Annotated in this window: 21 protein-coding genes; 13 read left to right on the top strand and 8 right to left on the bottom strand. The window is 70.6% G+C overall.

Annotated features, from left to right (window positions below; genetic code table 11):
- Nucleotides 1-15: 15 nt before the first annotated feature.
- Nucleotides 16-1,395 (bottom strand): FAD-binding oxidoreductase, encoded by a 1,380-nt coding sequence (locus KBX00_RS17195; protein WP_210828178.1) that lies wholly within the window; start codon nucleotides 1,393-1,395, stop codon nucleotides 16-18.
- Nucleotides 1,396-1,519: 124 nt separating this feature from the next.
- On the opposite strand from KBX00_RS17195, the gene KBX00_RS17190 reads away from it, so the two are divergent.
- Complete coding sequence (locus KBX00_RS17190) at nucleotides 1,520-2,218, top strand: RICIN domain-containing protein (RefSeq protein ID WP_210828177.1); 699 nt, start codon at nucleotides 1,520-1,522, stop codon at nucleotides 2,216-2,218.
- Here the strand turns inward: KBX00_RS17190 and KBX00_RS17185 are convergent.
- The 3 genes from KBX00_RS17185 to KBX00_RS17175 all read right to left on the bottom strand — a co-directional run bounded on the left by KBX00_RS17185 (nucleotide 2,212) and on the right by KBX00_RS17175 (nucleotide 6,161).
- Nucleotides 2,212-2,673, bottom strand: a complete 462-nt coding sequence (locus KBX00_RS17185; protein ID WP_210828176.1) for a DinB family protein — start codon at nucleotides 2,671-2,673, stop codon at nucleotides 2,212-2,214. The two genes, KBX00_RS17190 and KBX00_RS17185, sit on opposite strands and share 7 nt — an antisense overlap.
- Before the next feature lie 88 nt (nucleotides 2,674-2,761).
- On the bottom strand, nucleotides 2,762-4,714 hold the full coding sequence (locus KBX00_RS17180) for a VWA domain-containing protein (RefSeq protein ID WP_210828173.1): 1,953 nt from the start codon (nucleotides 4,712-4,714) through the stop codon (nucleotides 2,762-2,764).
- 1 nt (nucleotide 4,715) lies between these two features.
- On the bottom strand, nucleotides 4,716-6,161 hold the full coding sequence (locus KBX00_RS17175; protein ID WP_374225312.1) for a magnesium chelatase: 1,446 nt from the start codon (nucleotides 6,159-6,161) through the stop codon (nucleotides 4,716-4,718).
- Nucleotides 6,162-6,245: 84 nt separating this feature from the next.
- Between KBX00_RS17175 and KBX00_RS17170 the strand changes: the two genes are divergently transcribed.
- The gene (locus KBX00_RS17170) at nucleotides 6,246-6,704 is read left to right on the top strand and encodes a GNAT family N-acetyltransferase (protein ID WP_374225311.1); all 459 of its coding nucleotides are present in this window, start codon (nucleotides 6,246-6,248) and stop codon (nucleotides 6,702-6,704) included.
- 8 nt (nucleotides 6,705-6,712) lie between these two features.
- Here the strand turns inward: KBX00_RS17170 and KBX00_RS17165 are convergent, their stop codons facing one another.
- Nucleotides 6,713-7,681: an aldo/keto reductase gene (locus tag KBX00_RS17165; protein ID WP_210828165.1), complete on the bottom strand. Its 969-nt coding sequence runs from the start codon at nucleotides 7,679-7,681 to the stop codon at nucleotides 6,713-6,715.
- Between the two features lie 211 nt (nucleotides 7,682-7,892).
- Here KBX00_RS17165 and mgrA point away from each other — a divergent pair, with 211 nt between their 5' ends.
- Together mgrA and KBX00_RS17155 are read left to right on the top strand one after the other, a co-directional pair.
- On the top strand, nucleotides 7,893-8,888 hold the full coding sequence (mgrA, locus tag KBX00_RS17160; protein ID WP_210828163.1) for an L-glyceraldehyde 3-phosphate reductase: 996 nt from the start codon (nucleotides 7,893-7,895) through the stop codon (nucleotides 8,886-8,888).
- 15 nt (nucleotides 8,889-8,903) lie between these two features.
- Nucleotides 8,904-9,905 (top strand): 2-hydroxyacid dehydrogenase, encoded by a 1,002-nt coding sequence (locus KBX00_RS17155; RefSeq protein ID WP_210828161.1) that lies wholly within the window; start codon nucleotides 8,904-8,906, stop codon nucleotides 9,903-9,905.
- A gap of 111 nt (nucleotides 9,906-10,016) precedes the next feature.
- Here the strand turns inward: KBX00_RS17155 and KBX00_RS17150 are convergent, their stop codons facing one another.
- The gene (locus tag KBX00_RS17150) at nucleotides 10,017-10,919 is read right to left on the bottom strand and encodes an AraC family transcriptional regulator (protein ID WP_210828156.1); all 903 of its coding nucleotides are present in this window, start codon (nucleotides 10,917-10,919) and stop codon (nucleotides 10,017-10,019) included.
- A gap of 81 nt (nucleotides 10,920-11,000) precedes the next feature.
- Between KBX00_RS17150 and KBX00_RS17145 the strand changes: the two genes are divergently transcribed.
- A complete protein-coding gene (locus KBX00_RS17145) occupies nucleotides 11,001-11,972 on the top strand; it encodes an SDR family NAD(P)-dependent oxidoreductase (RefSeq protein WP_210828155.1) in 972 nt (323 codons plus the stop codon).
- 66 nt (nucleotides 11,973-12,038) lie between these two features.
- Here KBX00_RS17145 and KBX00_RS17140 read toward each other — a convergent pair whose 3' ends face one another.
- Nucleotides 12,039-13,466: an aldehyde dehydrogenase family protein gene (locus KBX00_RS17140; RefSeq protein WP_210828152.1), complete on the bottom strand. Its 1,428-nt coding sequence runs from the start codon at nucleotides 13,464-13,466 to the stop codon at nucleotides 12,039-12,041.
- A gap of 204 nt (nucleotides 13,467-13,670) precedes the next feature.
- Here KBX00_RS17140 and KBX00_RS17135 point away from each other — a divergent pair, with 204 nt between their 5' ends.
- From KBX00_RS17135 to KBX00_RS17120, 4 genes are all read left to right on the top strand, one after another.
- Entirely contained in the window at nucleotides 13,671-14,507 is an 837-nt protein-coding gene (locus tag KBX00_RS17135; RefSeq protein WP_210828151.1) for a helix-turn-helix transcriptional regulator, read from the top strand.
- A 164-nt stretch (nucleotides 14,508-14,671) separates the two neighbouring features.
- Nucleotides 14,672-15,727 carry a trypsin-like serine protease gene (locus KBX00_RS17130; RefSeq protein ID WP_210828150.1) on the top strand — a complete coding sequence of 352 codons (1,056 nt, stop codon included), beginning with the start codon at nucleotides 14,672-14,674 and terminating at the stop codon, nucleotides 15,725-15,727.
- 113 nt (nucleotides 15,728-15,840) lie between these two features.
- On the top strand, nucleotides 15,841-16,239 hold the full coding sequence (locus tag KBX00_RS17125; RefSeq protein WP_210828149.1) for a carboxypeptidase-like regulatory domain-containing protein: 399 nt from the start codon (nucleotides 15,841-15,843) through the stop codon (nucleotides 16,237-16,239).
- A 229-nt stretch (nucleotides 16,240-16,468) separates the two neighbouring features.
- Entirely contained in the window at nucleotides 16,469-20,398 is a 3,930-nt protein-coding gene (locus KBX00_RS17120) for a ThuA domain-containing protein (protein ID WP_210828147.1), read from the top strand.
- Between the two features lie 212 nt (nucleotides 20,399-20,610).
- Here KBX00_RS17120 and KBX00_RS17115 read toward each other — a convergent pair whose 3' ends face one another.
- Complete coding sequence (locus KBX00_RS17115) at nucleotides 20,611-21,219, bottom strand: hypothetical protein (RefSeq protein ID WP_210828145.1); 609 nt, start codon at nucleotides 21,217-21,219, stop codon at nucleotides 20,611-20,613.
- 537 nt (nucleotides 21,220-21,756) lie between these two features.
- Between KBX00_RS17115 and KBX00_RS17110 the strand changes: the two genes are divergently transcribed.
- The 4 genes from KBX00_RS17110 (at nucleotide 21,757) to KBX00_RS17095 (ending at nucleotide 26,367) form a co-directional block, all read left to right on the top strand.
- Nucleotides 21,757-23,109 carry a hypothetical protein gene (locus KBX00_RS17110; RefSeq protein ID WP_210828143.1) on the top strand — a complete coding sequence of 451 codons (1,353 nt, stop codon included), beginning with the start codon at nucleotides 21,757-21,759 and terminating at the stop codon, nucleotides 23,107-23,109.
- A 300-nt stretch (nucleotides 23,110-23,409) separates the two neighbouring features.
- Nucleotides 23,410-24,438 carry a hypothetical protein gene (locus KBX00_RS17105; protein WP_210828141.1) on the top strand — a complete coding sequence of 343 codons (1,029 nt, stop codon included), beginning with the start codon at nucleotides 23,410-23,412 and terminating at the stop codon, nucleotides 24,436-24,438.
- Nucleotides 24,431-24,997 (top strand): hypothetical protein, encoded by a 567-nt coding sequence (locus KBX00_RS17100; protein WP_210828140.1) that lies wholly within the window; start codon nucleotides 24,431-24,433, stop codon nucleotides 24,995-24,997. The genes KBX00_RS17105 and KBX00_RS17100 overlap by 8 nt, the downstream gene beginning before the upstream one ends.
- Nucleotides 24,994-26,367 (top strand): aminotransferase class I/II-fold pyridoxal phosphate-dependent enzyme, encoded by a 1,374-nt coding sequence (locus tag KBX00_RS17095; RefSeq protein ID WP_210828139.1) that lies wholly within the window; start codon nucleotides 24,994-24,996, stop codon nucleotides 26,365-26,367. The genes KBX00_RS17100 and KBX00_RS17095 overlap by 4 nt, the downstream gene beginning before the upstream one ends.
- Nucleotides 26,368-26,395: the final 28 nt, after the last annotated feature.

Here is a 26,395-nt window from a genome sequence, read left to right as displayed (position 1 = left end):
CTCCGCTTCGCTCGCTCAAGCTCGTGCTACTGCCTTCTCGTACAGTCCGGTCAGCCGATGCTCCGGGTCGTACCGGTCCCGCACGGCGGCCCAGGTCCCGCCGCCGTAGAGCCGGTCGAACGAATCCCGGTCGTAGTACGCGTCGGAGTAGAGCGACTTGTGCCCGCCCGCCTCCGACACCGCGCGCTCGATCTCCCGGTTGACGTCGCCGTCGGCGGCGCCCTCGGCGATCGGCACGCTCCCCCAGAACCCGATGTTGACGTAGTCCTGCCCCGGCCGGAGCGGATACAGCGGCCAGGACCGGGCCGATCCCGGGCCGCCCGGCTCGCGCAGCCGAAGCGGGCACAACCACACCGGCGTCATCCCGACGTTCCCGGCGAACCAGTGCAGGAACTCGGCGGTGCGCTCCAGTGGGATCTCCACGTCCTGCACGACCCGCTCCCGGGCCGGCTGGCCGCGCCACCTGTCGATCCGGGCCGCGACCCGGTGCCGGTGCTCCAGTCGGACGATGCGGTGGTAGACGTCGCTGCGCCGCCACCGTGCCGGCCACAACCGCCGCACCACCGGATGCTGCGCGCCGAACGCCGCCGAACACCAGAACCAGTCGGTGTCCCAGCGCCACAGGTAGTCGTGGGCGGTCAGCGCGTCGTGCGGGCGCTGGCGCAGCGAGCGGTAGTAGATCTCCTGGCCGGTGTAGTCGGAGACGCCCGGCACGTCGTCGGTGAAGCCGCCGAGCACCAGGTACGCCTCGCCGGGGTCGAACATCACCCCGTCCATCGCGTCGACACTCTCGCCGGCCCAGCGGCGGGTCGCGGTGATCTCGCCGATCGCCTCGGTCAACGCGGTCAGGTTGGTGAACCGCAGGTTGCGCAGGGCCACGTAGCGACGGACCGGTTGCAGCTCGATCCGCAGCCGGGTGGCGTACCCGAGGCTGCCGAGCGAGTTGGGGAAGGCCGCGTACAGGTCGGCGTGTGGACCGTCGGGCCGGGCGGTGACCACCTCACCGGCACCGGTGAGCACGTCCAGTTCGGTCACCGACTCGTGCGGCAGGCCGTTACGGAACGAGGTCGACTCAATGCCCAGCCCGGTCACCGCCCCACCCAGGGTGATGGTGCGCAACTGCGGCACCACAAACGGCATCAGGCCGTGCGGCAGGGTCGCGGCGACCAGCCGTTCGTAGGTGCACATGCCCTGCACGTCGGCGGTGCGGGCGACCGGGTCGACGCCAAGCACCCCGCCGAGCCCGCTGACGTCCAGGCCGGAGGCGGGGGCGCTGCGCGGACGGAACAGGTTGGAGGTGCGCTTGGCCAACCGCACCGGCTGGCCGGGTGGCACCGCCGCGTACGACCGTCGCAGCTGGGCCACCGCCAGGTCATGATCACGCACGGCGTGCATGGGATCACTTTACGCGCCACGCGCCCGCCTGGCGGGATGTCCATCGGAGGTGTTTCTCGCTCGGCTGGGGCTGGGCGACGGGGGTGGCTGGCCGGTGGCCCGGGCGGTGGGACAGGATGCCGGCATGTCGCACACCGATGGGTCGGGCAGCGTCTACGGCACCCGCCGAGCCGGACCACCCCGCGATCCACTGCTCGTCACGGCACTCGGTTTGGGGCTGGTCGGCGTACTGCTGGGGGTCCTGTTCGCCGTCGGCGTGCTCGGCGGCGGCGAGCCGGCGCCGGCACCGACGGTGGCCGGCCCCAGCCCGAGCACGGTGCGGCCCAGCCCGACCGAGAGCGAGCCGGAACCCAGCCCGACGAGGTCCGAACCCTCCCCCACACCGAGCCCCAGCCAGGATCCGGACGCGATCGTCGGGCCGAGGGTGCTCCGTGGGGTTGGCTCGGGTCTCTGCCTCGGCCTCGACGGTGACGGTGAGAAGGCGGTCGCCAAGCTGACCGAGTGCAGCGGCGGGCCGGAGCAGCAGTGGGTGGTCAACGCCTTCGGCCCGGACACGGTGACGCTCACCAACGCCGCCCACAACCAGTGCCTCGACGTCGAGGGCGGCAGCGGCGACGACGGCGCCCGGTTGCAGCAGTTCGGCTGCCACGGCGAGGCCAACCAGCAGTGGCGACTGCGCTCGGTCGACGACGGCGCGCGCGTGCTGGTGGCCGTGCACAGCGGCAAGTGCGCCCAGGCCCGCGACGGCGGCGCCGACGCCGGCACCGACATCGTCCAGGCCCCCTGCGACGGCAACCCGGCCCAGCGCTGGGCGCTTCAGTAGCGCAGGGCGCGCAGCTCGTTCAGGTGTCGGGGCAGGTGCACGCGGGCGTGCAGGTCGATCGTGCGGGCCCACGGCAGCGGCTCGTCGACGACGAGGTCGAACCCCTCACGTAGGTGCGTCTCGACCGGAGTGTCCGCCGCCGCACCGAGCCGGGCCACCAACGCGACCAGCCGCTCGCTGGTGGCACGCAGCCGGGCGGCGAGCCCGTCGAGGTCGCCGCACTCGGCAACCAGTTCGTCCAGTTCCGGCCGGTGGACCTCGTCCAGGTCGTAGAAGGCGTACGGCGAGCCGGCCAGCACCGCCTCAGTGGCCTCGCGCATCAACTCGTCGCTGGCGATCAGGTGCGCCACGACCTGCTCGGCGCTGTACCGCTCGGGCGGGGGCGGCCCGAACCCGCCCGCGTCGACCTCGGCCAGCACCGCGTCGTACGCCCGCCGCAGCCCGTCGACCTCCACCCGGCCGAGCTTAGTCCGCGTTTCATGAGGCCGTGCCCGGCTACGCCGGACTCAGACGGTGGTCCGGGCGAGCCTCGTCAAACGCGGACTAGCGGCGGCCCCGGCGGGCCCGCAGGTAGTCGCTTACCACGTACTCGCCGAGGTCGTCGGCGTCCGGGGTGAACACCCGGCCGCCGCTGCGGCGGGCCACCGCGTCGACGAACCGGCGCAGCCCGGGATCGTCGCCAAGCATGAAGAGGTTCAACGTGGCCCCGTAGCGGCCGAGCCGGTCCACCTCCCGGACCGTCGCCTCGATCGTCTCCGGCGACGACGGCCACGCGAACAGCGCCTCACCGTCGTCCGGGTCCAGATGGGCGGTCGGTTCCCCGTCGGTGACCACCAGCACCACCGGCTCGGCGTCCGGATGACGCCGCAGGTGCCGGCCGGCCAGCCGCAACGCGTGCTGCAGGTTGGTCCCCTGCATCATGTCCGGCTCGACGGCGGCCAGTTCCTGCTGGGTGAGCGTCTCCGCCCGCCGGCCGAACCCGATGATCTGCAAGGCGTCCTGCGGAAACCGGGTCGCCATCAGGTGCGCCAGGGCCAGCCCGGTCTGCTTCATCGGCCCCCACCGGCCCTGCGAGATCATCGAGTACGACAGGTCGACGCAGAGCGCCACCGCCGCCGACGCCCGCCGCTCGGTCTCGACGACCTCGAAGTCCTCGACGGCAAGTTGCACCGGCACCCCGGGGCCGGCCCGGCGGACCGCCCGGGTCAGGGTCCGCACCACGTCCAGCGGTTGTTCGTCGCCGTACTCCCAGGGCCGCGACGCCCCGGTCACCTCGCCGGCCGCCCCGGCCGAGCGCAGGTCGTGCTGGCCCCTCGGGCCGGCGGTCAGCTCGGCGAAGACCTGCCGCAGCGCGGTGCCGCCGAGGCGACGCAGCGCCTTCGGGCTCAGGGTCAGACCGTCGGCATCGCGGGTCACCCAACCCTGCCGGCGCAGCTCCCGCTCCAGCTCCCGCAGCCGGCGTACGTCGTCGGCTGCGTCGCGGCCCAGCGTCCGGGCCACCGCCTCGACGTCGATGTCGTCAAGGGTCGCCCCGGGGTGCGCCTGACCCAACTGGTCGAGCAGATCGTCCAGTTCGGCGATCTCGTCGAGCGCCCCGGTCGCCTCGCCGTAGCCCAGCGGCTGGCCGCCCTGCATCCGTTCGCCCCGCCCCCAGCGCAGGTCGGGCCGCAGCGCCCGCAGGTTTCCCTCAAGCGCGGCCAACTCGCCGGCCAGCCGGTCGCCGAGGGACTCGCGCATCAGTCCGGCGAGTTCCTCCCGCTGGCGCTGCGACAGCGAGTTCATCAGCCGCTGCCCGGCCGCCGACCGTCGCGCCAGGATGTCGATCAGCTCGTCCACGTCGCGCGGGCGTTCCGGGAAGAAGGCGCCGTGCCGGCGCATGAACTCGGCGAACGCGTCGGTGGTGTCCTCGGCGCGGGCGTGCCGGGCCAGCAGGGCGTTGAGGTCCCGCACCATCTCGGCGACCTGCTCCTGCACCGCCGGGTCACCGGCCAGCCGCGCGGAGTCGCGCAGCCCGGCGAAGCGCTGGCCGAGTACGTCGTCGCGCAGCCCGTCGAGGATCCGCTGGTAGGTCTGCCGGGCCTCGTCGCTGGCCCACCGGTAGTCGGACAGATCCCGCACCGCCTGTGCGGTCGAGCGGGGCAGGCTCCCCAGCATCGTCTCGGCGAACCGGGCCGCCTCGTCGTCGCGCCGGGCCAACTCGTCGCGCTCGGCGGCCAACGCCTGGTCGAGCAGCGCCCGCGCCCGGGTCACCGCACCGTCCAGCTCACCCCGGCGCAGCGCCTCGCGACGCAGCCGGCGGGCGCGGGCGGTCAACCCGTCCAGCCCGCCACGCCCCTGCGGACCCCGGCGCAGCAGATCCCGCAGCGCGTCGCGGAGGCTACCGCCGGCCAGCACCTCCGCGCCGACCTGGTCCACCGCGCCCTGCACGTCGTACGGCGGTGCGAGCGGATCGGGGCCGCCGCGCCACTGCCCGTACCGGAACCGGTTGCCGGCCATCTCAGTCCCGACCGCCGTAGCGGGTCCGCCCGGCGTCGGTGACGTCCTTGCCCAGCCGGCGGCTCAGATACAGCCCTTCGAGCACGAACTCGACGGCCGCCGCGGCCTGCCCGGTGCTCGGCGCGTCGCCGATGCCGAGCCGGTCGAGCACCTTGGCCAGCCCCGGTACCGTGCCCACCTGACGCAGCAGGTCAGCCGCCGACACCAGCTCCCCGGTCTCGACCGCCTGCCCCTCCTCGACCAGCGCGGTGAAGCCGGACAGGTCCAGCCCGGCCAGCCGGGCCCGGAAAGTCTCGGCGGTGGCGGTCCGCAGCAGGTGGCCGAGCAGCTCGATCTCCCGGCCCTCCTCGCCGCTCTCGAACTCCACCTTGCCGCGCAGCGTCGACGTCACCGACACCGCGTCACCCACCCGCGCCACCGCCTCGGCCGACGGCAGATCCGTCTCGGCGCCCAGCAGACACGCCCGGCGCAGCGCGGCGGCGGCGACGGTCTCCGCCGCGGCGATGGCGAACCGGGCGGAGACACCGGAACGCGGGTCCACCGACGGCGAGTCGCGTACCGCCCGGGCGAACCGGGCCAGCACCTCCAGCACGTGCTCCGGCACCTCGGCGACCAGGTCGGCCTCCTGCCGGATCAGCGCCAGCTCCAACTCCAGGTCGGTCGGGTAGTGGGTGCGGATCTCCGCGCCGAAGCGGTCCTTGAGCGGGGTGATGATCCGACCCCGGTTGGTGTAGTCCTCCGGGTTGGCGCTGGCCACCAGGAGCAGGTCCAGCGGCAGCCGCAGCTGGTAGCCGCGTACCTGGATGTCCCGTTCCTCAAGCACGTTCAGCAGCGCCACCTGGATCCGCTCGGCCAGGTCGGGCAGCTCGTTGACCGCGAAGATGCCCCGGTTGGTACGCGGCACCAGCCCGAAGTGAATCGTCTCGGGGTCGCCGAGCGTACGCCCCTGGGCCAGCCGGATCGGGTCCACGTCACCGATCAGGTCACCGACGCTGGTGTCCGGGGTGGCCAGCTTCTCCCCGTAGCGCATCGAGCGGTGCAGCCAGCCGACCGGCAGATCGTCGCCGGCCTCGGCGACAAGCGCCCGCGACGCCGGGGTGACCGGGTGCAGCGGGTGCTCGTTGAGCACCGAACCGGCGATCACCGGCGTCCACTCGTCAAGCAGCGTGACCAGCGACCGGATCAGCCTGGTCTTGCCCTGGCCCCGCTCGCCGAGCAGCACCATGTCGTGCCCGGCGAGCAGCGCCCGCTCCACCTCCGGCAGCACGGTGTCGTCGTACCCGACGATGCCGACGAACCGCGGCGCGCCGTCGCGCATCCGGGCCCGCAGGTTGTCGCGGAGTTCCTGCTTGACGGTGCGGTAGCGGTGCCCGGCGGCGCGCAGCGCGCCGAGCGTGGCGGGCAGGTCGGCCGGGGGGAGCGGCGAAACAGGCGAAGACTCACTCACCCCGCCCACGCTAGCGCGCACCCGCCCCATCGACCCCCACCAGCCTGGCATGATCATGAACTCTGCCGGTGAGGAGGAAGGACCGTGGTGGTCTCCATCGATCGCGAACCCTGGGAGTCGACCGACGCCAGCCTGTTACGCGCCGCCCAGCGGGCCGAACTCGACGCCCGCTACGGCTGCGACGACCACGAGCCGGGCGCGGCACCCACGGCCGAGACGGTGAGCATCTTCCTGATCGCCCGCGACCCCGACGGCACCGCCGTGGGCTGCGGCGGCCTGCGCTTCCTCGCCGCCGGTTCCGCCGAGATCAAACGGATGTACGTCAGCCCGCCGGCCCGGGGCACCGGGGTGGCGACCGCCATCCTGCGCGCCCTGGAAACGGCCGCCCGCGACGCCGGGGTACACACCCTGCTGCTGGAGACCGGCACCGCCCAGCCCGACGCGATGCGCTTCTACGAGCGGGAGGGCTACCGGCGCATCGACAACTTCGGGCCGTACCGGGGCGAGCCGCTCTCCGTCTGCTACGCCCGCGACCTGCCGTGACAGCCTGGTCAACCGCGCGTTCGGGACCTGATCAGCCTCGGTACGGCCGCGAGCCCGGTGACCGGGCGGAACGCCCGGGCCGCGTTGACAAGTGCGGCGTACTCGTCCTCGGTCAGGTCGATCTCGGCAGCGGCGGCGTTGCGCTCCAGTTGCTCCACGCTTGACGCGCCCGGGATGGCCACCACGTTCGGGTGACGCAGCACGTACGCCAGGGCGATCTGGCTCGGCGTCGCGTCGTGCGCGGCGGCCACCTGACGCAGCGTCTCGATCAACGCGCTGCCACGTTCCAGGTTCTCCGGCAGGAAGTACGGGTTGGCCCGGCGGATCGCGCCGACCGGCGGATGGTTCGCGTCGTACCGCCCGGAGAGGAAGCCCTGCGCGAGCGGGCTGTACGCGATGACCAGCCGGCCGGCCTGTTCGGCGTACCCGAGCAGGTCCTCCTCCGGCTTGCGGTCCAGCATGCTGTAGCGGACCTGGTTGCTGAGCACCCGCCGACCCAGTGCCGCCTCCGCCACCTGCCAGCGACGCAGGCTGTAGCTACTCACCCCGACCTCGGCGACCAGGCCGACGTCCTGCAACGCGCGCATCCCGCGCATGGTCCGGTGGTCGCTGACCGCCGGGTTGGGCTTGTGCACCTGGTAGAGATCGATACCGGTGACACCGAGCCGAGCCGCCGAGGCCACCGCCCGCTGCTGCACCACCGACGCGACCGGCAGTACCGGCAAGATCTTGGTGGCGATGGCCACCTTGTCCCGGTCGGCGGCCAGTGCCGCGCCGAGGAGCCGTTCGCTGCGACCGAACCCGTAGATCTCGGCGGTGTCGAAAAAGGTCACGCCCAGCTCGACGGCGCGCCGGACGATGGTCGCCGCCAGCCGTTCGTAGTCGGGACCGTACCCCCACTCCCGCGAACCGAACTGCCAGGTACCGAGACCGATCCTGGACAGAGGCTTCGCAGTGTCGAGCCGCACGTAACGCATGGGTCGACGCTACCCGTCGCGGTTCATGCGCTCAGCCCCGCTCGGCCTTCCGGTCCGGCGCCCCGAGCGGCGGAGCGCGCGAGTCGTTCGCGCTGTCAGCTCGACAGCGTCCCGCCACCCATCCCCGGCCCCCGGCGATCCGTCCGGCGCCAAGCTTTCGGCACCCTCGGACGACGTCGAGGCGGTGCCTGTCCGACCTCGGGATATGGTCATGATCGTGACTTATCTCGCCGCCGACACGCGCTACGACCAGATGACCTACCGGCGCAGCGGAGCCAGCGGGCTTCGGCTGCCCGCGATCTCGCTCGGCCTGTGGCACAACTTCGGGCCGGACCGCCCGTTCGACCGTCAGCGGGACATCGTCCGGCGCGCCTTCGACCTCGGCGTCACCCATTTCGACCTGGCCAACAACTACGGGCCGCCGCCCGGTTCCGCCGAGGAGAACTTCGGCCGGATGCTCGCCACGGACCTCAAGCCGTACCGCGACGAGTTGGTCGTCTCCAGCAAGGCCGGCTATCTGATGTGGCCGGGCCCGTACGGTGAGTGGGGTTCCCGCAAGAACCTCATCGCCTCACTCGACCAGTCGCTGCGCCGGCTCGGTCTGGACTACGTCGACATCTTCTACAGCCACCGGTACGACCCGGACACCCCGCTGGAGGAGACCATGGGCGCTCTCGACGCCGCCGTCCGCTCCGGCAAGGCCCTCTACGTCGGCATCTCCAACTACACCTCGGAGCAGACCGAGCGGGCCGCGGCGATCCTGCGCGACCTGGGCACCCCGCTACTGATCAATCAGCCGGCGTACTCGATGTTCAACCGGTGGACCGAGCAGGACGGGCTGCTCGACACGCTGGAGCGGGTGGGTGCCGGCTGCATCGCCTACAGCCCGTTGGCCCAGGGTCTGCTCACCGACCGCTACCTCGACGGCATCCCGGCCGACTCCCGGGTCCGCACCAGCGTCTTCCTCGACGAGAGCGACGTGAGCGAGCAGCGGCTGGCCACCATCCGTGTGCTGGCCGCCGTCGCGCAGCGCCGGGGCCAGTCCCTCGCGCAGCTCGCGCTCGCCTGGGCACTGCGCGATCCCCGGATGACCAGCCTGATAATCGGTGCCAGCAGCGTGTCGCAGCTCGAGGCGAACATCGCCGCCGTGGACAACCTCGACCTGACCGCCGAGGAACTGGCCGAGATCGACGCACAGTTGACGTGAGGGTGGAGGCGATCCGTGCGGGTGGCAGTGTTCAGCACCAAGCCGTACGACCGGACGTTCCTCGCTGAGGCGAACGCCACGGCCGGTCATGAGCTGACCTTCCTGGAGCCGCGGCTCACCACGCAGACCGCCCGGCTGGCCGAGGAGGCGGACGCGGTCTGCGCCTTCGTCAACGACGACCTGTGTAGCGAGGTGCTCCATCAGCTCGCCGACGCCGGCGTCCGGGTGGTGGCGTTGCGCTCGGCCGGCTTCAACAACGTCGACGTGGTCGCCGCCCGCGAGCTGGGCCTGACCGTGGTGCGGGTGCCGGAGTACTCGCCGCACGCGGTGGCCGAGCACACCGCCGGCCTGATCCTCGCCCTGAATCGCAAGATCCACCGAGCCTACAACCGGGTACGCGAACACAACTTCGCCCTCGCCGGCCTGCTCGGCTTCGACCTGCACGGCCGTACGGTCGGCATCGTCGGCACCGGGCGGATCGGTGTCTGCGTCGCCCAGATCATGGCGGGTTTCGGTTGCCGGGTGCTGGCCAGCGACCCGTACCCGAACGACGCGGCAGTCGCCGCCGGGGTGGAGTACGTCCCGCTGGAGCGGTTGCTCGCCGAGTCGCACATCATCACCCTGCACTGTCCGCTCACCTCCGACACCCGGCACCTGATCGACGCCGAACGCATCGCCCTGTTCCGCGAGGGCGTCATGCTGATCAATACTGGCCGGGGGGCGCTCGTGGACACGAGGGCCGTGATCGCCGGGCTCAAGAGCGGCCGGATCGGCTACCTCGGCCTCGACGTGTACGAGGAGGAGAGCGACCTGTTCTTCGAGGACCGCTCCGAACGGGTCCTCGGCGACGACGACTTCGCCCGCCTCACCACCTTCCCCAACGTGCTGATCACCGGCCACCAGGCGTTCTTCACCGAGGACGGCCTGCACAACATCGCCGCCACCACCCTCACCAACCTCTCCACAGTCGAACACGACGGCCCCGACGCCGTCCCCACCCCCGCCCGCGTCTGCTGACCCGACCCCCACCCCCACCCCCACCCCCCCCCACGCGATCTTGCACTTTCGGTCGCCGAGATGCCGGAAAAAGGGGTATCTGTCCCGACGGAAAGTGCAAGATCGCGGGGGTCAGCGGCGGCGGTAGGCGCGCGGGGTGTGGCCGGTGATGCGTTTGAAGGCGACGCTGAGGGCGCTCTCGGAGCCGTAGCCGACCAGTTGCGCGATGCGGGCCAGGGTGTCGTCGGTCCGGCGGAGCCGGTCGGCGGCGAGTTCCACCCGCCAGCCGGTGAGGTACTCCAGCGGAGCCCGGCCGACCACCGTCCGGAAGCGTGCGGCCAGGGTCGAACGGGAAACCGAGGCGGCCCGGGCCAACTCCGCCACCGTCCACGGGTGCGCCGGCCGCTGGTGCATCTCCCGCAGCGCCAGGGCGACCACCGGGTCACCGAGACCGGCCAGCCAGCCGGTCGTCGTTCGGGCGTCGGCGGCGAGGTGATGACGGAGCATCTGGATCAGCATGATCAGCGCGAGATGCTCGGCGACGAGGCCGGCGGCGGGACGTTGCTGGCGCAGTTCCGCGTCGACCTGGTCGATCGCCCAGTGCAGGGTGGCGGCCTCGGCGGTGGCCCCGGGCACGTGGACCACCGGGGGCAGGGCGTCGAGCAGCAGGGTGCGGGCCCGGTCGCCGAAGTGGAACGCGCCGCCGATGGCCGCGAAGTCGTCGCCCGCCCCGACGCGGGCCACCCCGCCCGTCGCCGCCAGGAAGACCGGTCCCGCCGGCACCGGGACCGCCTCGGGGTCACTGAAGAGGGTGTACGACCGGGCGCGGGTCAGCAGGTAGCAGTCGCCGGCCGCCAGCGGCAGCGCCTCGGCGCAACCGTCCACGCGCAGCCAGCAGCGCCCCCGGCGGACCGCGTTGAACTTGATGCCCACCGGTGCCTCGAACTCGACCGCCCAACTGCCGCCCGCCGCCATACTGGCCGAGACCTGGCCGGTGGCACCGACCAGGCTCAGCACGTCGTGCAGCGGGTCCACGGCCACCTCCTGGACTCACACTAAAGAGAACTGGACTGAAAACCATAGTACGTCCGATGCACGAGCCTTAACGTTGCCCTCATGGACGACAACACGAAGACCCGTGCCCGGGTCGTCACCCCGTTCGGGCCGCGGACGACGGCTGCGGAGGTGCTGGCGGGCGTCGACCTCACCGGCCGCCGGATCATCGTCACCGGCGGCGCCTCCGGCCTCGGCACCGAGACCGTCCGCGCACTGGTCGGCGCCGGTGCCGAGGTCACCGTCGCCATCCGCAGACCGGCCGCCGCGGCCGACCTGGTCGCGGAGATGTCGCCCCTGCCGGGCACGGCCCGCGCCGCCCAGCTCGACCTGTCCGACCTGACCTCGGTAGCCGCCTTCGTGGCGGACTGGCAGGGCCCGGTGGATGGCGTCGTCGCCAACGCCGGGATCATGGCAGTGCCGAACCGTGAGCTGACCGCGCAGGGCTGGGAGGCGCAACTGGCCACCAACCACCTCGGACACTTCGCGCTCGTCACCGGCCTGCACGACAACCTCCGCGCCGCCGGTTCGGCGCGCGTCGTCCTGGTCAGCTCGGGCGCGCACCTGCGGGCGCCCTTCGACTTCACCGATCCGCACTTCGGCGAACGTCCGTACGACCGTTGGTCGGCGTACGGCCAGTCGAAGACCGCGACGGTGCTGTTCGCCGTCGGGATCGCCAACCGCTGGGCGGACCAGGGCATCATCGCCAACGCCGCCAATCCCGGCTACATCCTCACCAACCTTCAGCGGCATCTCGACGACGAGACGATGCGGTCCTTCGGGGTGCTGGACGAGGCCGGCAACCGGGTTCCGTTGGACTACTACAAGACGCCCGAGCAGGGCGCCTCAACCTCGGTCCTGCTGGCCGCCTCGCCTCTCATCGAGGGTGTGACCGGGCGGTACTTCGAGGACAACCAGGAGGCCGAGGTGGCCGCGGTGCCGGCGGAGGCCGAGGCGGGGGTCGCCCCGCACGCGCTCGACCCGGCGGCGGCGGAGCGCCTCTGGGCGTACTCGGAGCAGGCCGTCGCCGCCTGAGCGGCTTGGTCACCGTGCCGTGGCCGGGGAGGAGCAGCGTTCCTTCCCGACCACGACGGGTCCCGGTCAGCGCTGGATCGACTTGGTCTCCAGGAACTCCTCCAGACCGGCCCGGCCGAACTCGCGACCGTTGCCGGACTGTTTGTAGCCGCCGAACGGGGCGTACGGGTTCCACTGGCCACCGTTGACGTCGACCTGACCGGCCCGCAGTCGACGGGCGACGGCGAGTGCGTGCTCGGGCTCGCCGAAGACACCGGCGGTGAGGCCGTACAACGTGCCGTTGGCGATCGCCACGGCCTCGTCCTCGTCGGCGTACCCGATGATGGTCAGGACCGGGCCGAAGATCTCCTCCTGGGCGATGGCGGAGTTCGGATCCACCCCGGCGAAAATGGTCGGCCGCACGTAGGCGCCGTGCTCCAGCCCGTCGGGCCGGCCGGGGCCACCGAACACCAGCTTCGCCCCGTCGGCGACACCGCGTTCGATGTAGCTGTTCACCTTGCGCCGGTGGGCCTCGTACGCCATCGGGCCGATCCGGGTGGCCTCGTCCTGCGGGTCGCCGACCTGGTATTGGGCGGCGGCGGCCACCGCCAGGCGTACGACCTCATCCTGGCGCGAGACCGGCACCAGCATCCGCGGCCACGCGCCGCAGACCTGGCCGCCGTTGGCGAACGCCATCATCACGCCGGTCTGCACCGCCCGGGGCAGGTCGGCGTCGTCGAGGATCACGAGGGCGCCCTTGCCACCGAGTTCGACCGCGACCCGCTTGACGGTCTCGGCGGCGACAGCCGAAATCCGCCGCCCGGCCCTGGTGGAGCCGGTGAAGGAGATCATGTCGATGTCCGGGTGCGCCGAGATCGCCTCACCCACGACGTCGCCCGTGCCGTAGACCACGTTGAACACGCCGGCCGGCAGGCCTGCCCCGGCGGTCACCTCGGCGAGGATCCGCGCGGTCAGCGGCGCCACCTCCGACGGCTTGAACACCATCGTGTCGCCCGCGATCAGGGCGGGTGCCAGCTTCGACACGATCTGTTGCAACGGGAAGTTCCACGGCGTGATCGCACCCACCACGCCGACCGGCTCGCGAACGATCAGGGAATTGCCGACCTCCTCGGTCCACGCGAAGTCCTCGGCCAACGTGGCGAACGAATCGGCGACCGCGATCGGGAAACCGACCTGGGCGGTCCGGGACATGCTCAGCGGCGAGCCCATCTCGGCGGTGATCGCCGTGGCGATCTCCTCGCTGCGCTCGCGCAGGCCCGCGCCGATGCGCCGCAGCACGGCGGCCCGCTCACCGGGCGGGGTGGCGGCCCAGCCGGGGAAGGCGGCCCGCGCGGCGGCGACGGCCCGGTCGACATCGGCGGCGGTGCCGGCAGGCAGCTCGGCGACGGCCTCCCCGGTCGCGGGATTGCTGACGGTGATGGTCTGGACGGATCCGGCGGGGACCACCTCGCCGCTGATCCAGTGTCCGACCGGTGTCGGGGTGTTGGTTGTCATGGATCCGAGTCTTGGCTGGTCGCGCGGGCACCAACCAGGCACAGCCGATCCCTGGCTGCCCGCCGGGCGGATCCCCGGACAACCAACACCTGGCTGGCCTGCACCGCCTCGTGCCAGCCTGGGAAACAGACCCGGACCTGCGGTTGTTGCGCAGTTGGCGGGGTGGCCGGGCCAGCCCGGTAGGGGCAAGCGGAAGGAGCCGTCATGGACCGCGCGCGACTCGCCGAGTTCCTGCGGAGCCGCCGCGAGGCGCTCCAGCCCGAGGACGTCGGGCTGCCCCGCGGGCACCGGCGGCGGCGCACCGGCGGGCTTCGCCGCGAGGAGGTGGCCGCGCTCAGCGATATGTCGGCCGACTACTACAGCCGGATCGAGCAGCAGCGCGGGCCACGTCCGTCGGAGCAGATGCTCGCCTCGATCGCCCGAGGAATTCGGCTGTCCGTGGCCGAACGGGATCACCTGTTCCGGCTCGGTGGATACCCGCCGCCGCAGCGGATCCGGCGCAACGACCACGTCAACCCCGGCATGATGCGCGTCTTCGACGGTCTGGGCGACGTCGCCGCCCAGGTGGTGAGCGATCTCGGTGAGACACTGACGCAGACCCGGCTGGCCAGCGCACTGCTCGGCGACGGGACCCGGCACACCGGCCTGGCTCGCAGCCTGCACTACCGCTGGTTCACCGATCCGGACAGCCGACGCATCCACCCCGAACAGGATCATTCCGCGCAGAGCCGCACCATCGCCGCCGACCTGCACCGCGCGTACACCCGGGACGGTCGTGACTCCCGTGCCGGAGAGATCGTGCACGCCCTGCTGGACCGCAGCCCCGAGTTCGCCGAACTGTGGCGCGAGCATCCCGTGGCCGGAGGTCTTTGCGCGCCCAAGCGCATCCAGCACCCGGAGGTGGGGCTGCTCGAACTGCACTGCCAGGTGCTCGTCGACCCCGACCAGTCGCAGCTGTTGCAGGTCTTCACCGCCGTCCCGGGCACCGACAGCCACGACAGACTCCGACTCCTGTCGGTCGTCGCCGGTCAGTCGATCTGACCCGTCGAGCGACCGGTCGGCGTGGCACACCCGCCGACACGCTAAGCGATCTGTCCGAAACTAACCGTAGCGCTGTCGACGGACAGACACATACGAGTGTGGATCAACCTGGTCGATATAGCTTGCCCCTCGGAAGCGTTCAGCTTCGATGAGGAGGGGCTCTCGTGACGTCCGTACCGTTCACCAGAACCCGACCGGGGATCATCCTCGCGATCGGGATCACCACCGTCCTGGCGGCGGCACTCGCCGCCGCACCAGCCACCGCCGCGCCGACCGCCGGCGCTCCGACCGTCGCCGACCGCACCGGGGTCCACGGCGCGGTCGCCGACTCGGGCGCGGTGCCCGCCGCCGTCGCGCTGCCCACCGTGCAGCGTGGCCTCGATGGCGTACGGGGCTCCGGCACCTCCGGATCGGTCGGCACCGGCAAGGCCGGACCGGGCGGCAGTCGCTTCGACGTCGGCGCTCGTCCCGCCGCCGCCGACGGCGACTCGATCGGCATCCAGAGCGTCATCGGCGCCGACAACCGGGTCCGGGTCGACCCGACCACCGTCTTCCCGTCCAGCGCCATCGTGCAGATCGTCCGCACCACGAACGGCAGCACCTGGGGCTGCACCGGCTGGCTGTACGGCCCGAGCATCGTCGCCACCGCCGGGCACTGCGTGCACCCGGGCGGCGGCCAGAACGGCGGCGGCGGCAACAACTTCTACCCGCGCGGAGACTTCCAGATCATCCCGGGCCGCAACGGCACATCGACGCCGTACGGCACCTGCACCGCCACCCAACTGCTGTCGGTCACCGGCTGGACCCAGAGCGGCGACGAGACGTACGACTACGGAGCCATCCGACTGAGCTGCGCCGCCGGCAACAGCACCGGCTGGTTCGGCATGTGGTGGCAGAGCGCTTCGCTGACCGGCACGGCGACCACCGTCAGCGGTTACCCGTGTGACAAGACCTTCGGCCAGCAGTGGCGGCACGCCGGGCAGACCGTCGCGGTCACCCACGCCCGGCAGGTGTTCTACCAGAACGACACCTTCGGCTGCCAGAGCGGCAGCCCGGTCTACCAGACCCGGGCCGCCGGCAGCTCATACTGCGTCGGACAGTGCGTGATGGCGATCCACGCGTACGGCCTGCACGGCTCCTCGCCCCACTCCACGAACAACCACGGCACCCGCATCACGGAGAGCGTCTTCAACAATCTGATCACCTGGCGTAACAGCTGACCCGAGTTGTCCATGCGGGTGGGCGGGCGACCAGCCCGCCCACCCGCCCGGAACCGTCACCACCTCGGACACGTCCCAGCTACTGTCCGTCATCACGAACCGAGGGAGCAGGCATGAGCAGGACCCGCCTCGGGGTGCTGGCACTCCTGATCGCCGCGCCGTTGCTGATCGGGGCGAGCCTGCTGGCCGTCGGCGGCGACGACCCCGTCTCCGACGACGGGCCACCCGCCCCACCCGGTCGCACCAACCCGACCGGAGTCGTGACCGGCACCGTCACCGCCACCGACGGCGAACCCGTACGCCAGGCTTCCGTGCGGGTCACCGCCCTCGACGAGCCGGCTCCGGCGATCCCCGAGATCGGCGTGCTGACCGGCGACACCGGCCGGTACGAGTGGCGACTCCCGCCGGGCCGCTACGAGATCGTGGTGCACACCGGCGAGCGGAACACCGCCCCACAGACCGCGACCGTTACCGCCGACCAGGTCACCCGGCTGAACTTCACCCTCCCCTGAGCGGGCTCCTCGGAAGAGATTTGCCAGTCAGCCCTGACCTGCCGAGATAACGCTCTCACGAATCGGGCTGGAGTGCTTGACGCGCCAGTGACACAGCGGCAACGATGTATGCAGATGCCTCACGCTCGCACCGGCGACGGCGCGTTGAGCGGGCCACGAGGATGCTCGGCACCACCACCTCCACACCGCCAGGCGTGATCGGCGCACGCCGTCCTCGAAAGGACCCACCGTGCGCAGATCTCTGAGATCGTGGCTCGGCGCCGTACTGAGCGCGATACTCGTGGCAGGCGGCATCGTCGCCGTGCCACCCGCGGCCAGCGCCGCACCGTTCACCGTGCTGGTGTTCAGCAAGACCGCCGGATTCCGGCACGGATCCATCGTCCCCGGCATCGCCGCCATCCAGCAGCTCGGCGCGGCGAACGGGTTCACCGTCGAGACCACCGAGGACGCGGCCCAGTTCACCGACGCGAACCTGGACCGGTTCGCCGCGGTGATCTGGCTGTCCACCACCGGTGACGTACTCAACGCCAGCCAGCAGGCCGCGTTCGAGCGGTACATCGAGGGCGGTGGCGGGTACGTGGGCGTGCACGCCGCCGCCGACACCGAGTACGAGTGGCAGTGGTACGGCGGGCTGGTCGGGGCGTACTTCGCCTCGCATCCGGCCAACCAGACCGCGACCATCAAGGTCGCCGACCAGGTGCACCCGTCCACCGCCTCGCTGCCGCAGCGGTGGACCCGACTGGACGAGTGGTACAACTACCGCACCAACCCCCGGGGCAGCGTGCACGTGCTCGCCACCCTGGACGAGAGCACCTACAGCGGCGGCGGCAACGGGTACGACCACCCGATCTCCTGGTGCCACAACTACTCCGGCGGCCGGGCCTGGTACACCGGCCTCGGGCACACCGACGAGTCGTACGCCGAGCCGAACTTCCGTACCCACCTGCTCGGCGGCATCATGAGTGCGGCCGGCGCGGCCGAGGCCGACTGTGGCGGTACCGTGACCAGCAATTTCCAGCAGGTCGAGCTGGCAAAGGGCGCGGCCGAGACGGGCGAGCCGATGAGCCTCACCGTGCTGCCGGACCGGGGCGTGTTCCACACCTCCCGCAACGGAGTCATCCGGCACACCGACGCGGCCGGCAACACCAAGGTCGCCGCCACGTTGCCGGTCTACACCGGCGACGAGGAGGGCCTGCAGGGCATCAAGGTCGACCCGAACTTCGCCACCAACCGCTGGGTGTACGTGTTCTACGCGCCACCGCTCGACACCCCCGGCGGCGGAGCGCCGACCACCGGTACGCCAGCGGACTTCGCCCAGTGGGACGGCGTGAACCGGCTGTCCCGGTTCACCGCCAACGCGGACAACACCATCAACCTGGCCAGCGAGACGTTGATCCTGGACGTGCCGACCAGCCGGGGTATGTGCTGCCACGTCGGCGGTGACATGGACTTCGACGCGGCCGGCAACCTGTACCTGTCCACCGGCGACGACACCAACCCGTTCGAGTCGAGCGGGTTCACCCCGATCGACGAGCGAGCCGGCCGCAACCCGGCCTTCGACGCCCAGCGCACCTCGGGCAACACGAACGACCTGCGCGGCAAGGTGCTGCGGATCAGGCCCAGCGCGGCCGGCGGGTACACCATCCCGGCCGGGAACATGTTCGTGCCGGGCACCGCACGGACCCGCCCGGAGATCTACGCGATGGGCTTCCGCAACCCGTTCCGGATGAGCGTGGACAAGGAGACCGGCGTCGTCTACCTGGGCGACTACGGCCCGGACGCGGGCACCGCCGACCCGAACCGGGGCCCGGCGGGCAACGTGGAGTTCGCCCGGATCGACAAGCCCGGCTTCTACGGCTGGCCGTACTGCACCGCCCGCAACGACGCGTACAACGACTACACCTTCCCGTCCGGCCCGTCCGGCCCGAAGTTCGACTGCGCCAACGGGCCGGTGAACAACTCGCCGAACAACACCGGTCTCACCCAGTTGCCGCCGGCCGTCCCGGCCTGGCTGCCGTACGGCGGTTCCGGCTCCCCGCCGGAGTTCACCGGTGGCGGTCTGTCCCCGATGGGCGGCCCGGTGTACCGGTTCGACCCGGACAGCACCTCCGACGTGGCATTTCCCGAGTACTACGACGGGACGTACTTCGCCGGCGAGTTCGGCCGCCGCTGGATCAAGAACATCAAGCTCGACGCGGCCGGCCAGCCGCTGAAGATCAACCCGTTCCCGTGGACCGGCACCCAGGTCATGGACCTGGAGTTCGGCCCGGACGGCGCGCTCTACGTGCTCGACTACGGCACCGGCTGGTTCAACGGCGACGCCAACTCGGCGCTCTACCGGATCGAGTACGCCCGCGAGGGCAGAGCCCCACGGGCGGTCGTCTCGGCCACCCCGACCAGCGGCGTCGCACCGCTGACCGTGCAGTTCTCGTCGGCCGGCACGCTCGACCCGGACGGCGACCCGTTCACCTACGCCTGGGACTTCGACCGCAACGGCACCACCGACTCGACCGCGGCGAACCCGACGTTCACCTACACCACCAACGGCACCTTCACGCCGACCCTGACCGTACGGGACAGCACCGGCAAGGTCGGTACCGCGAGCACCGTCATCACGGTCGGCAACAGCGCCCCGGTGGTCACCGTGAACACGCCGTTGAACGGGTCCACGTTCAACTTCGGGGACGCCGTACCGTTCAGCGTCACGGTCACCGACGCCCAGGACGGCCCGATCGACTGCGCCCGGGTGAAGGTGAACTACGTCCTCGGCCACGACTCACACGGCCACCAGATCAGCAGCGTGCAGGGCTGCTCCGGGGTCATCCAGACCTCGGTCGACGGCGAGCACGACACCGCGGCGAACATCTTCGGCATCATCGACGCCGAGTACACCGACCTCGGTGGCGCCGGTCAGCCGCCGCTCACCACGCACACCCAGGCCGTCCTTCAGCCCCGGGTGCGCCAGGCGGAGCACTTCGGCGACTCGTCCGGCATCCAGGTCGTCACCCCGGGCAGCGCGCACGGCGGCGCGGCGATCGGGTACGTCGACAACAACGACTGGATCTCGTTCCACCCGTACAACCTGACCGGCATCCAGTCGTTCAGCGCCCGGGTCGGTGCCCCGGCTGACGGCGGAGGCACCATCGAACTGCGGGTCGACTCCCCCACCGGACCGCTCGTCGGTCAGGCCACGGTGGCGCCGACCGGCGGGTACGCCACGTTCGCCACGGTCACCGGCGCAATCACCGCCCCGACCGGTACCCGCGCCCTCTTCCTGGTCTTCAAGGGCACCGGACCGTACTTCGACATCGACGAGTTCACCCTCTCGACCAGCCCCGGCGGCGGACCCGGCCCCGACCCGGAACCGGGCGCCAACCTGGCCCAGGGCAAGCCGGCCCGCGCCTCGACCGTGCAGGACGCCTTCGTCGCCGGGAACGCCTTCGACGGTGCGCCCGGCACCCGTTGGTCCAGCGAGTTCAGCGACCCGCAGTGGATCGACGTGGACCTCGGTGCCAGCTACGACATCAACCGGGTCAAGCTGACCTGGGAGGCGGCGTACGGCAGCGGGTACCAGATCCAGACCTCGCCGGACGGGGTCAACTTCACCACCATCCGCACCGTGACCGGCGGCGACGGTGGCGTGGACGACCTCACCGGGCTTACCGGTTCCGGCCGGTACGTCCGGCTCACCGGAACCACCCGGGGCACCGGCTGGGGCTACTCCCTGTTCGAATTCGAGGTGTACGGCGGCACCAGCGGGCCGCAGCCGGGCACCAACCTGCTGCTGAACAAACCGACGCTGACGTCCAGCAACGAGGGGGCCGGCATGTCCGGTGCCCAGGCGGTGGACGGCAGCCTCACCACCCGCTGGTCGTCGGCGTTCTCCGATCCGCAGTGGATCCGGGTCGACCTCGGCAGCCCGACCGCGATCGGCCGGGTCAAGCTGAGCTGGGAGGCGGCGTACAGCAGTTCGTACCGCATCCAGACCTCGAACGACGGCACCACCTGGGTCGACGTGAAGACGGTGACCGGGGCCGACGGCGGGGTGGATGAGCACACCGCGCTCGGCGCCAATGGCCGCTACCTCCGGATCTACGGCACCGCGCGGGGTACCGCGTGGGGTCACTCGCTCTGGGAACTGGAGGCGTACGCCAGCTGAATCGCACCACCACCGACGTGGCCGGCACGGGGCACCCGTGCCGGCCACGGCACGTCAGTCCCTGACGCTACGGCACGGATGGACTTCGGACGTGCGGCACAGCCGGCCGACACCACTTCGGGCACCCCACACTTCACCTCGATCAGGCCGACCGCCAAGATCACGGCGAAGTGCCTGCTGAAGATCGGTGCCCGGCACGACCTGCCGTCGGATCAGCCCAACTCGGCACCGGCGGCCTCGATGGCGAGATCTCTGTCGGCCCTGCCGGTGACTTCGCGACGCCGGGTGACGGTCTCATCGAGTTGCCTCGCCAGGCTGGGGATGGTCGTGGGGGTCAGATAGGTGTCGGCGCCTGCGTCGAGCATGCGTCGGATCGGTCCAAGGTAGTGGATTCCGAGATCGTCATCCTCGAACTCGACGATGACGACGCGAGCCTGGGGAAACATCGACCGGAGATTCCCGATGAGCTGGGGACTTGTCGGCGGCACCAACAACACATCGGTTGTCGTCGGCGCGCAATGCATGTCGACCACGATGTAGTCCGTTCCAAGTTGGGCAGAGAGCACCGCACGAACCGACTCGGGCAGCCTCATCGCCGTGGCGACGACGGTCACGTCGTCGCGGCCGGTCGGCGGCTGTTCGGAGTCCTCTGGAGGCCGGTGGGGAACGACGATGGTCCCGCCGATCGCGCCGCAGACGGATGCAATCGGCACGCCAGCTCGCGTGATGATCAATTCCTCGCCCGGCCGGAGCGTGTCGACGAGTGCCGCGACATCACTGGGAAGGCGTGCCACATCGATCTGCCTGGTCGTACCGCTCATGATGCGAGCATACGTACGTGACCCGGCACGTCGACGCTCATTGATGAGCGGTACCGGACCCGGCAGATCGGAGCGGTTGTTCTCGTGGGCGAACTCGTCGATGCCCTCCTCCTCGACGAAGAGGAAGACGCCGTCGCGATCCCGGGTCAGGGCGTCCAGCGCCTTGGTCGTGATGATGGCCAGGCTTGCCGGCGGGTGGTAGACGTCGCCCTTCGTGCCCTTGCTGGCCGCCGACGGATCTTCCGCAGGTTTGTCCGGTTACGCGCCGTGGTCACTAGCCTAAGCGCATCATGACGGAACGTCGATCTCCGATCTCTTGACACCCCCCTTGGACGCATGTAGCATTCATTCACGACAAATTCTTATCTAATATTCAAATTAAGCATTTTGCATTCTTGCCATGAATAGCCTCTACTTTCCGAGTAAGCAGCTCGTGGCATTCGTTGTTGACGGGGGCAACTTCCTTGAGGTCGAAATTTCTTGACGTCCTGAGCTCGCGGGCCATGACCCGCTCGGCTTGAGCCGAGCATTGGCGACGTGGCAATCCCAATGTGGATGAGCGGTCAAGAACCAGATGCCGTCAAACGACGCCTGGGCGAAGTCGTGCGTGCCCTGGCCGACGCCAGCCGGGCTTCGCGTGACGCGCTCAACCTGGTGCCCAGTGAGAACCGGCTGTCGCCGATGGCGTCCAGCGTACTGGGAACGGATTTCTATCACCGCTATTTCTTCAACGATGGCCTGGATCCGGGCTTCTGGCAGTTCCGGGGCGGGCAGTCGGTGGGCTTCCTCGAAACTGAGCTGACCAAGTCGAGTCTCGGCCGCCTGGCCGGCGCCGAACTGGTGAACGTGCGGCCGATCTCCGGCATGAGTGCGATGGTCCTCGCCCTGAGCGGCCTCGGCGGGCCGCCCGGCGGACACGTCCTGTGCATCCATCCGGACCACGGCGGCCACTACGCCACCGGTTCGGTGGCGCGGCGGCTCGGCTTCGGCGTCTCCCTGTTGCCGGTGCGTATGGGCGCGGTGGACGACACCGAACTGCGAACGGCGTTGCGCACGCACCGGCCCAAGCTGGTCTACCTCGATCTGCAGAACAGCCGTCAGATCCTGGACGTGACGGCGGTCGTCGAGGCGGTGCGGGCCGAGTCGCCGTCCACCCTCGTCCACGTCGACTGCAGTCACTCGCTCGGCCTGATACTCGGCGGCGCGCACCCGAACCCGCTGGACGACGGTGCGGACACCATCGGCGGATCCACTCACAAGACGTTCCCGGGACCGCACAAGGGCGTCCTCATGACCCGCCGATCCGAGCTTGCTCGGGCCATCACCGAGGCACAGTTCACCCTCCTGTCATCGCACCATTTCGCCGAGACGCTGGCGCTCGGTGTGGCGGCCACTGAATTCACCGTCTTCGGGGGCGCCTACGCCGCCCAGACCGTCGCGAACGCTCGCCGCTTCGAGACGGGCCTCGCCGAGGCCGGGTTCGACGTCGTCCTGGAAGGCGGTCGGGCGACGAAGAACCATCAGGTGTGGGTACGGATCGGGGACGCGGCGGCGACGGACGCAATCGCCGGCGCCCTCTACGAAGGTCAGATTCGGGTCAATGTTCAGGTGGATCTGCCCGGTGTACCCGGACCGGCTCTGCGTCTCGGCGTCAATGAGTTGACGTTCACCGGTGCCCGCGAGGAGTCGATGGAGTTGCTCGTACAGGCCTTCATGGTCGCGCGGGACGGCGACGCCGGGAAGGTCGCCCGGCTGGCGCAGGACATCCGGGAAGCCGCGGGCCGGCCGTTCTGGTTCGAGCCCGATGACGGTAACGGGCTCGATCTCGCCGTCGCGGCGCTCGCGAACGACCATCCGTGGGAGGGCGGCCCAACCGTCGCCGGCGACTGAGTCCGGCTTGCTCACGGCATGACGATACCGACGGCCGGGGACGACTCGACTCCCCGGCGGCGCGGAGGGGGTAGCGTGCGGACCGGCGGATGGGCGCGGTATGTAGCGGAGCTCTCCGCTTTGCGAGAAGCCACGGGCTCCGCGGGTACAACGACGGCGGCCGGTGCCGCACCGTTCGACCCCCCGGAGTCCGGCCTGCCGGCGCGAATCCTCCGAGCCGCGGCGCAGGTGAAGTCGACACCCCGCATCCTTTGGGATGTCCCGGGCTTGACGGCCCACGTCCGATCTCTCGGGCAGTTGATGGCACGACACAACCTGGGCCTACACGTCGCGCTGAAGGCCTGTGCGAGCGCGCCGATCGTGACGCTTCTCCGCGAGACCGCCCGGGCCGCGGACGTGGCGACCATCGAGGAGTACCGGCTCGCCCGGACGCTCGGGTTCGACCGGATCTCCGCCACCGGTCCCGCGTTCGGGCCGGTGCACATCCGTGAACTGCTGGCCGATGGAGTACTCTTCGACGCCCAGTCGCCCGTGCAGCTCACGCAGCTGCTGAACCAGCAGGCACACGCGGGAGCCGGCGGCGCGGCCGGATGGGGGCTGCGGGTCCGGGTGCCCTTGCCGGACTCCTTGCGCTCCTCCACCAGCCGGGGCCAGGAGAGCCGTTTCGGGCTGGTTCTGAACGAGGAACTGACCGGACGCATCCGCTCGGCGCCGCAGTCGGTGCAGCGGATACGTGTCCACACCGGAGAGGTGACGCCGGATCTGCTGGCCTTCCGTGCCAGGTACGCCTTGCTCGTCGCCCGCCTGCTCGGCACGGTCACCCAGATCAACCTCGGCGGGGGCCTGCTACGCCTGTCGCGGCGCCCGGACGTGCTGGAGGCGGTGCTGCAGACGGTGGCGGCCGAGCTGCGAGCGCATGAAGGCCCGGAGCTGAACGTCTGGATGGAGCCCGGGGCCGCGCTCACCCTCGACCATGCCTACCTGGTGACCGAGGTACTCGACGCCGATTGCGCGTCCGTTCATGGGCAGGGAGTGGTGGTTGACGCGTCGGCGTGGAACCTTGCACCCTGGGCCTATCCGTCCTTTCATCCGGTCGACGACCCGTCACAGGTCTTCACCGGCGACGTGTTCGGTCCGTCGCTGTACGAGAAGGACCACTTCCGGCGTACCGCGAGGACTCCGTCGGCGACCCGCCTCGCCGCCGGTGACCGTCTCCTGGCCACCTCGTTCGGTGCTTACACGCTCGTGCACGCACGACACTTCGGGCAACTACCCGCCCCTGATCAGTATCTGGTCGACGACCAAGGGATGGAGCGCGTCGATGAGTAACCGCAACGTAATGCCGGAACCAGAGTGGATCGCCCGAGGAGCGACCGGTGCGCCCCTCGTCGGGCGGTTCACGCTCGGCATCGATGCCGAACGGCTACGCACCGAGATCCGCGACCTGCTGGAGAAGCACCCGCTCATCTTCGAGTCCACCCGGCAGCTGGCCGTCCAGATCCGTCCGGGCTCGACCAACCCCTGGTACGAGTCCTGCTACCAGGAGGAGGACATCGCCCCGGAACAGGAGTACGACACGCTGAACCCGGAGCTCGAGGGCACGTACCTCGCCGAGGTGCTGGCCCGCTTCCCGTTCCCCGTCTTCCGGTCGCGTCTACTTGGCCTCGATCCGAGGCGCTGCTACTCGGTGCACCGTGACGCCACGCCACGGGTGCACGTCGCCATCGAGACCACCGAGCACGCGGCCTTCGTCTTCGTCGACGAGAACCAGGTGTTCCGGATTCCGGCCGACGGCGACGCGTACTTCGTCGACACCCGGCAAACCCACACCGCCCTCAACGGCGCTCGCGACCTGCGTCTGCATCTCGTCGTCGGTGCGGCTGCGTGATACCGGCTCTCGGAACCGGACCGGACCTGCTTCCACCGGTCACCGGGTCCTACCCGCCCCTCGCCGAACCGGACGGCACCGGTTCACCGGCGTTGCCGGACGTGGAGTGCGTGACGTACTACCGCCGGATCCGCTCCCGCACCACCGCAGCCGCCCGCCAGCTGGGATACGGGATCAACCGCCGGATGCCGGCCACCGGGGTACGGCAATGGCTGAGCCGGATGTACGACGACATGTTCGACGGGCGGATCGCCGACTACACCGGATCTGGCGACCTGGCCGACCGGCACCTGATCGCCGAGCTCGCCGGCCGGTATCTGGGTACCCGGCTCCGACCGGAGCACGTGGTGCTGTTCAACGGAAGTACCGAGGCGATCAGCGTCCTGCTGGGCTTCGCGGCGGCCCAGGGCATGCCGGTGGCCGTCCCGTTGCCCCTGTACTGCAGCTTCGAGCAGTCCGCGGCCCGGCACCGGGTGCGCGTGTGTGCCTACTACACCGCGGATGGGCGGATGCTGCGGGTGTCGGACGAGCAGGGCCCGGGGCCGCTGTTCGTTGACGTCGCGCCGAACGGTGTGACCGGAGCGTGGGCACGGACGGAGCCGGTACGGCAAGCGCTCATGCCGTCGTTCGACCTCGTGGACCACGTCTTCGCTCTGCCGACGTTCCAGCCGGCCGAGAAGTTCCTCGGCCGGCTGCGGGCCCGGGTCACCTCGCTCGACCGCACCGCGGTACTGATGAGCCCGTCGAAGGATCTCTCGGTGCCTGGGCTCCGATGCGGGGTCATGCTGACCCGTAATCCTGAGCTGCTTGCGTACAGCCGGGCGGACCGGTTCGAGCGTGGCTACTCGGTTGCGGTGGGACTCGGCCGCGTCGCTGCGGTGCACCTGGCCCTCCTGCTCGCGGTGTTCGACCCCACCGGCGCCGGACGGGCCACCGTGCTGGCCGACGACTTCCGCGCGGCCGGGCTACCGTGGTGCGGTGAGTCCACGCTGGCCGGGTTCCGAACCGTGATGGAGTCCCGCCGCGGTGAATTCCTGCAAGCCCTGTCCATGGCCGACCACAGTGGCCTACTCATGCCGGTGGACCGCCTGCCGGATCCGGTCGCCGGCTTTTCCGCGTTCCGCCGGATACCGGATCTGCCGACCGGAGAGGCGCTGACCGCATGGGCGACGGAAGCGGGCCGGGTCGGACTCAAGGTCAATCCGATGTACCTGTTCGGTGCCGACGAGCAGGTGTGGAACCGGCTGTATCCCGGCACCCAGGCCATCCGCCTCAACATCTCGGTACCGCCGGACGCGCTCCGTAACGATCTCGACGCGCTCCGTGCCGTGATGACTGTTCCTGCCCTGATGAAAGGTGACGCCAATTGACTGCACTCGTCAGCCGAGATGCGCCGGC

The sequence above is a fragment of the Micromonospora sp. C95 genome (genome assembly GCF_018070465.1).
Lineage (GTDB): Bacteria > Actinomycetota > Actinomycetes > Mycobacteriales > Micromonosporaceae > Micromonospora.
This window is presented reverse-complemented; position numbering and strand designations above follow the sequence as displayed.

Coding starts and splice junctions, on each gene's coding strand:
- KBX00_RS17195 (WP_210828178.1), bottom strand. CDS start 1,395: ATGCACGCCGTGCGTGATCATGACCTGGCGGTGGCCCAGCTGCGACGG.
- KBX00_RS17190 (WP_210828177.1), top strand. CDS start 1,520: ATGTCGCACACCGATGGGTCGGGCAGCGTCTACGGCACCCGCCGAGCC.
- KBX00_RS17180 (WP_210828173.1), bottom strand. CDS start 4,714: ATGGCCGGCAACCGGTTCCGGTACGGGCAGTGGCGCGGCGGCCCCGAT.
- KBX00_RS17165 (WP_210828165.1), bottom strand. CDS start 7,681: ATGCGTTACGTGCGGCTCGACACTGCGAAGCCTCTGTCCAGGATCGGT.
- mgrA (WP_210828163.1), top strand. CDS start 7,893: ATGATCGTGACTTATCTCGCCGCCGACACGCGCTACGACCAGATGACC.
- KBX00_RS17145 (WP_210828155.1), top strand. CDS start 11,001: ATGGACGACAACACGAAGACCCGTGCCCGGGTCGTCACCCCGTTCGGG.
- KBX00_RS17140 (WP_210828152.1), bottom strand. CDS start 13,466: ATGACAACCAACACCCCGACACCGGTCGGACACTGGATCAGCGGCGAG.
- KBX00_RS17135 (WP_210828151.1), top strand. CDS start 13,671: ATGGACCGCGCGCGACTCGCCGAGTTCCTGCGGAGCCGCCGCGAGGCG.
- KBX00_RS17125 (WP_210828149.1), top strand. CDS start 15,841: ATGAGCAGGACCCGCCTCGGGGTGCTGGCACTCCTGATCGCCGCGCCG.
- KBX00_RS17115 (WP_210828145.1), bottom strand. CDS start 21,219: ATGAGCGGTACGACCAGGCAGATCGATGTGGCACGCCTTCCCAGTGAT.
- KBX00_RS17105 (WP_210828141.1), top strand. CDS start 23,410: ATGGCACGACACAACCTGGGCCTACACGTCGCGCTGAAGGCCTGTGCG.
- KBX00_RS17100 (WP_210828140.1), top strand. CDS start 24,431: ATGAGTAACCGCAACGTAATGCCGGAACCAGAGTGGATCGCCCGAGGA.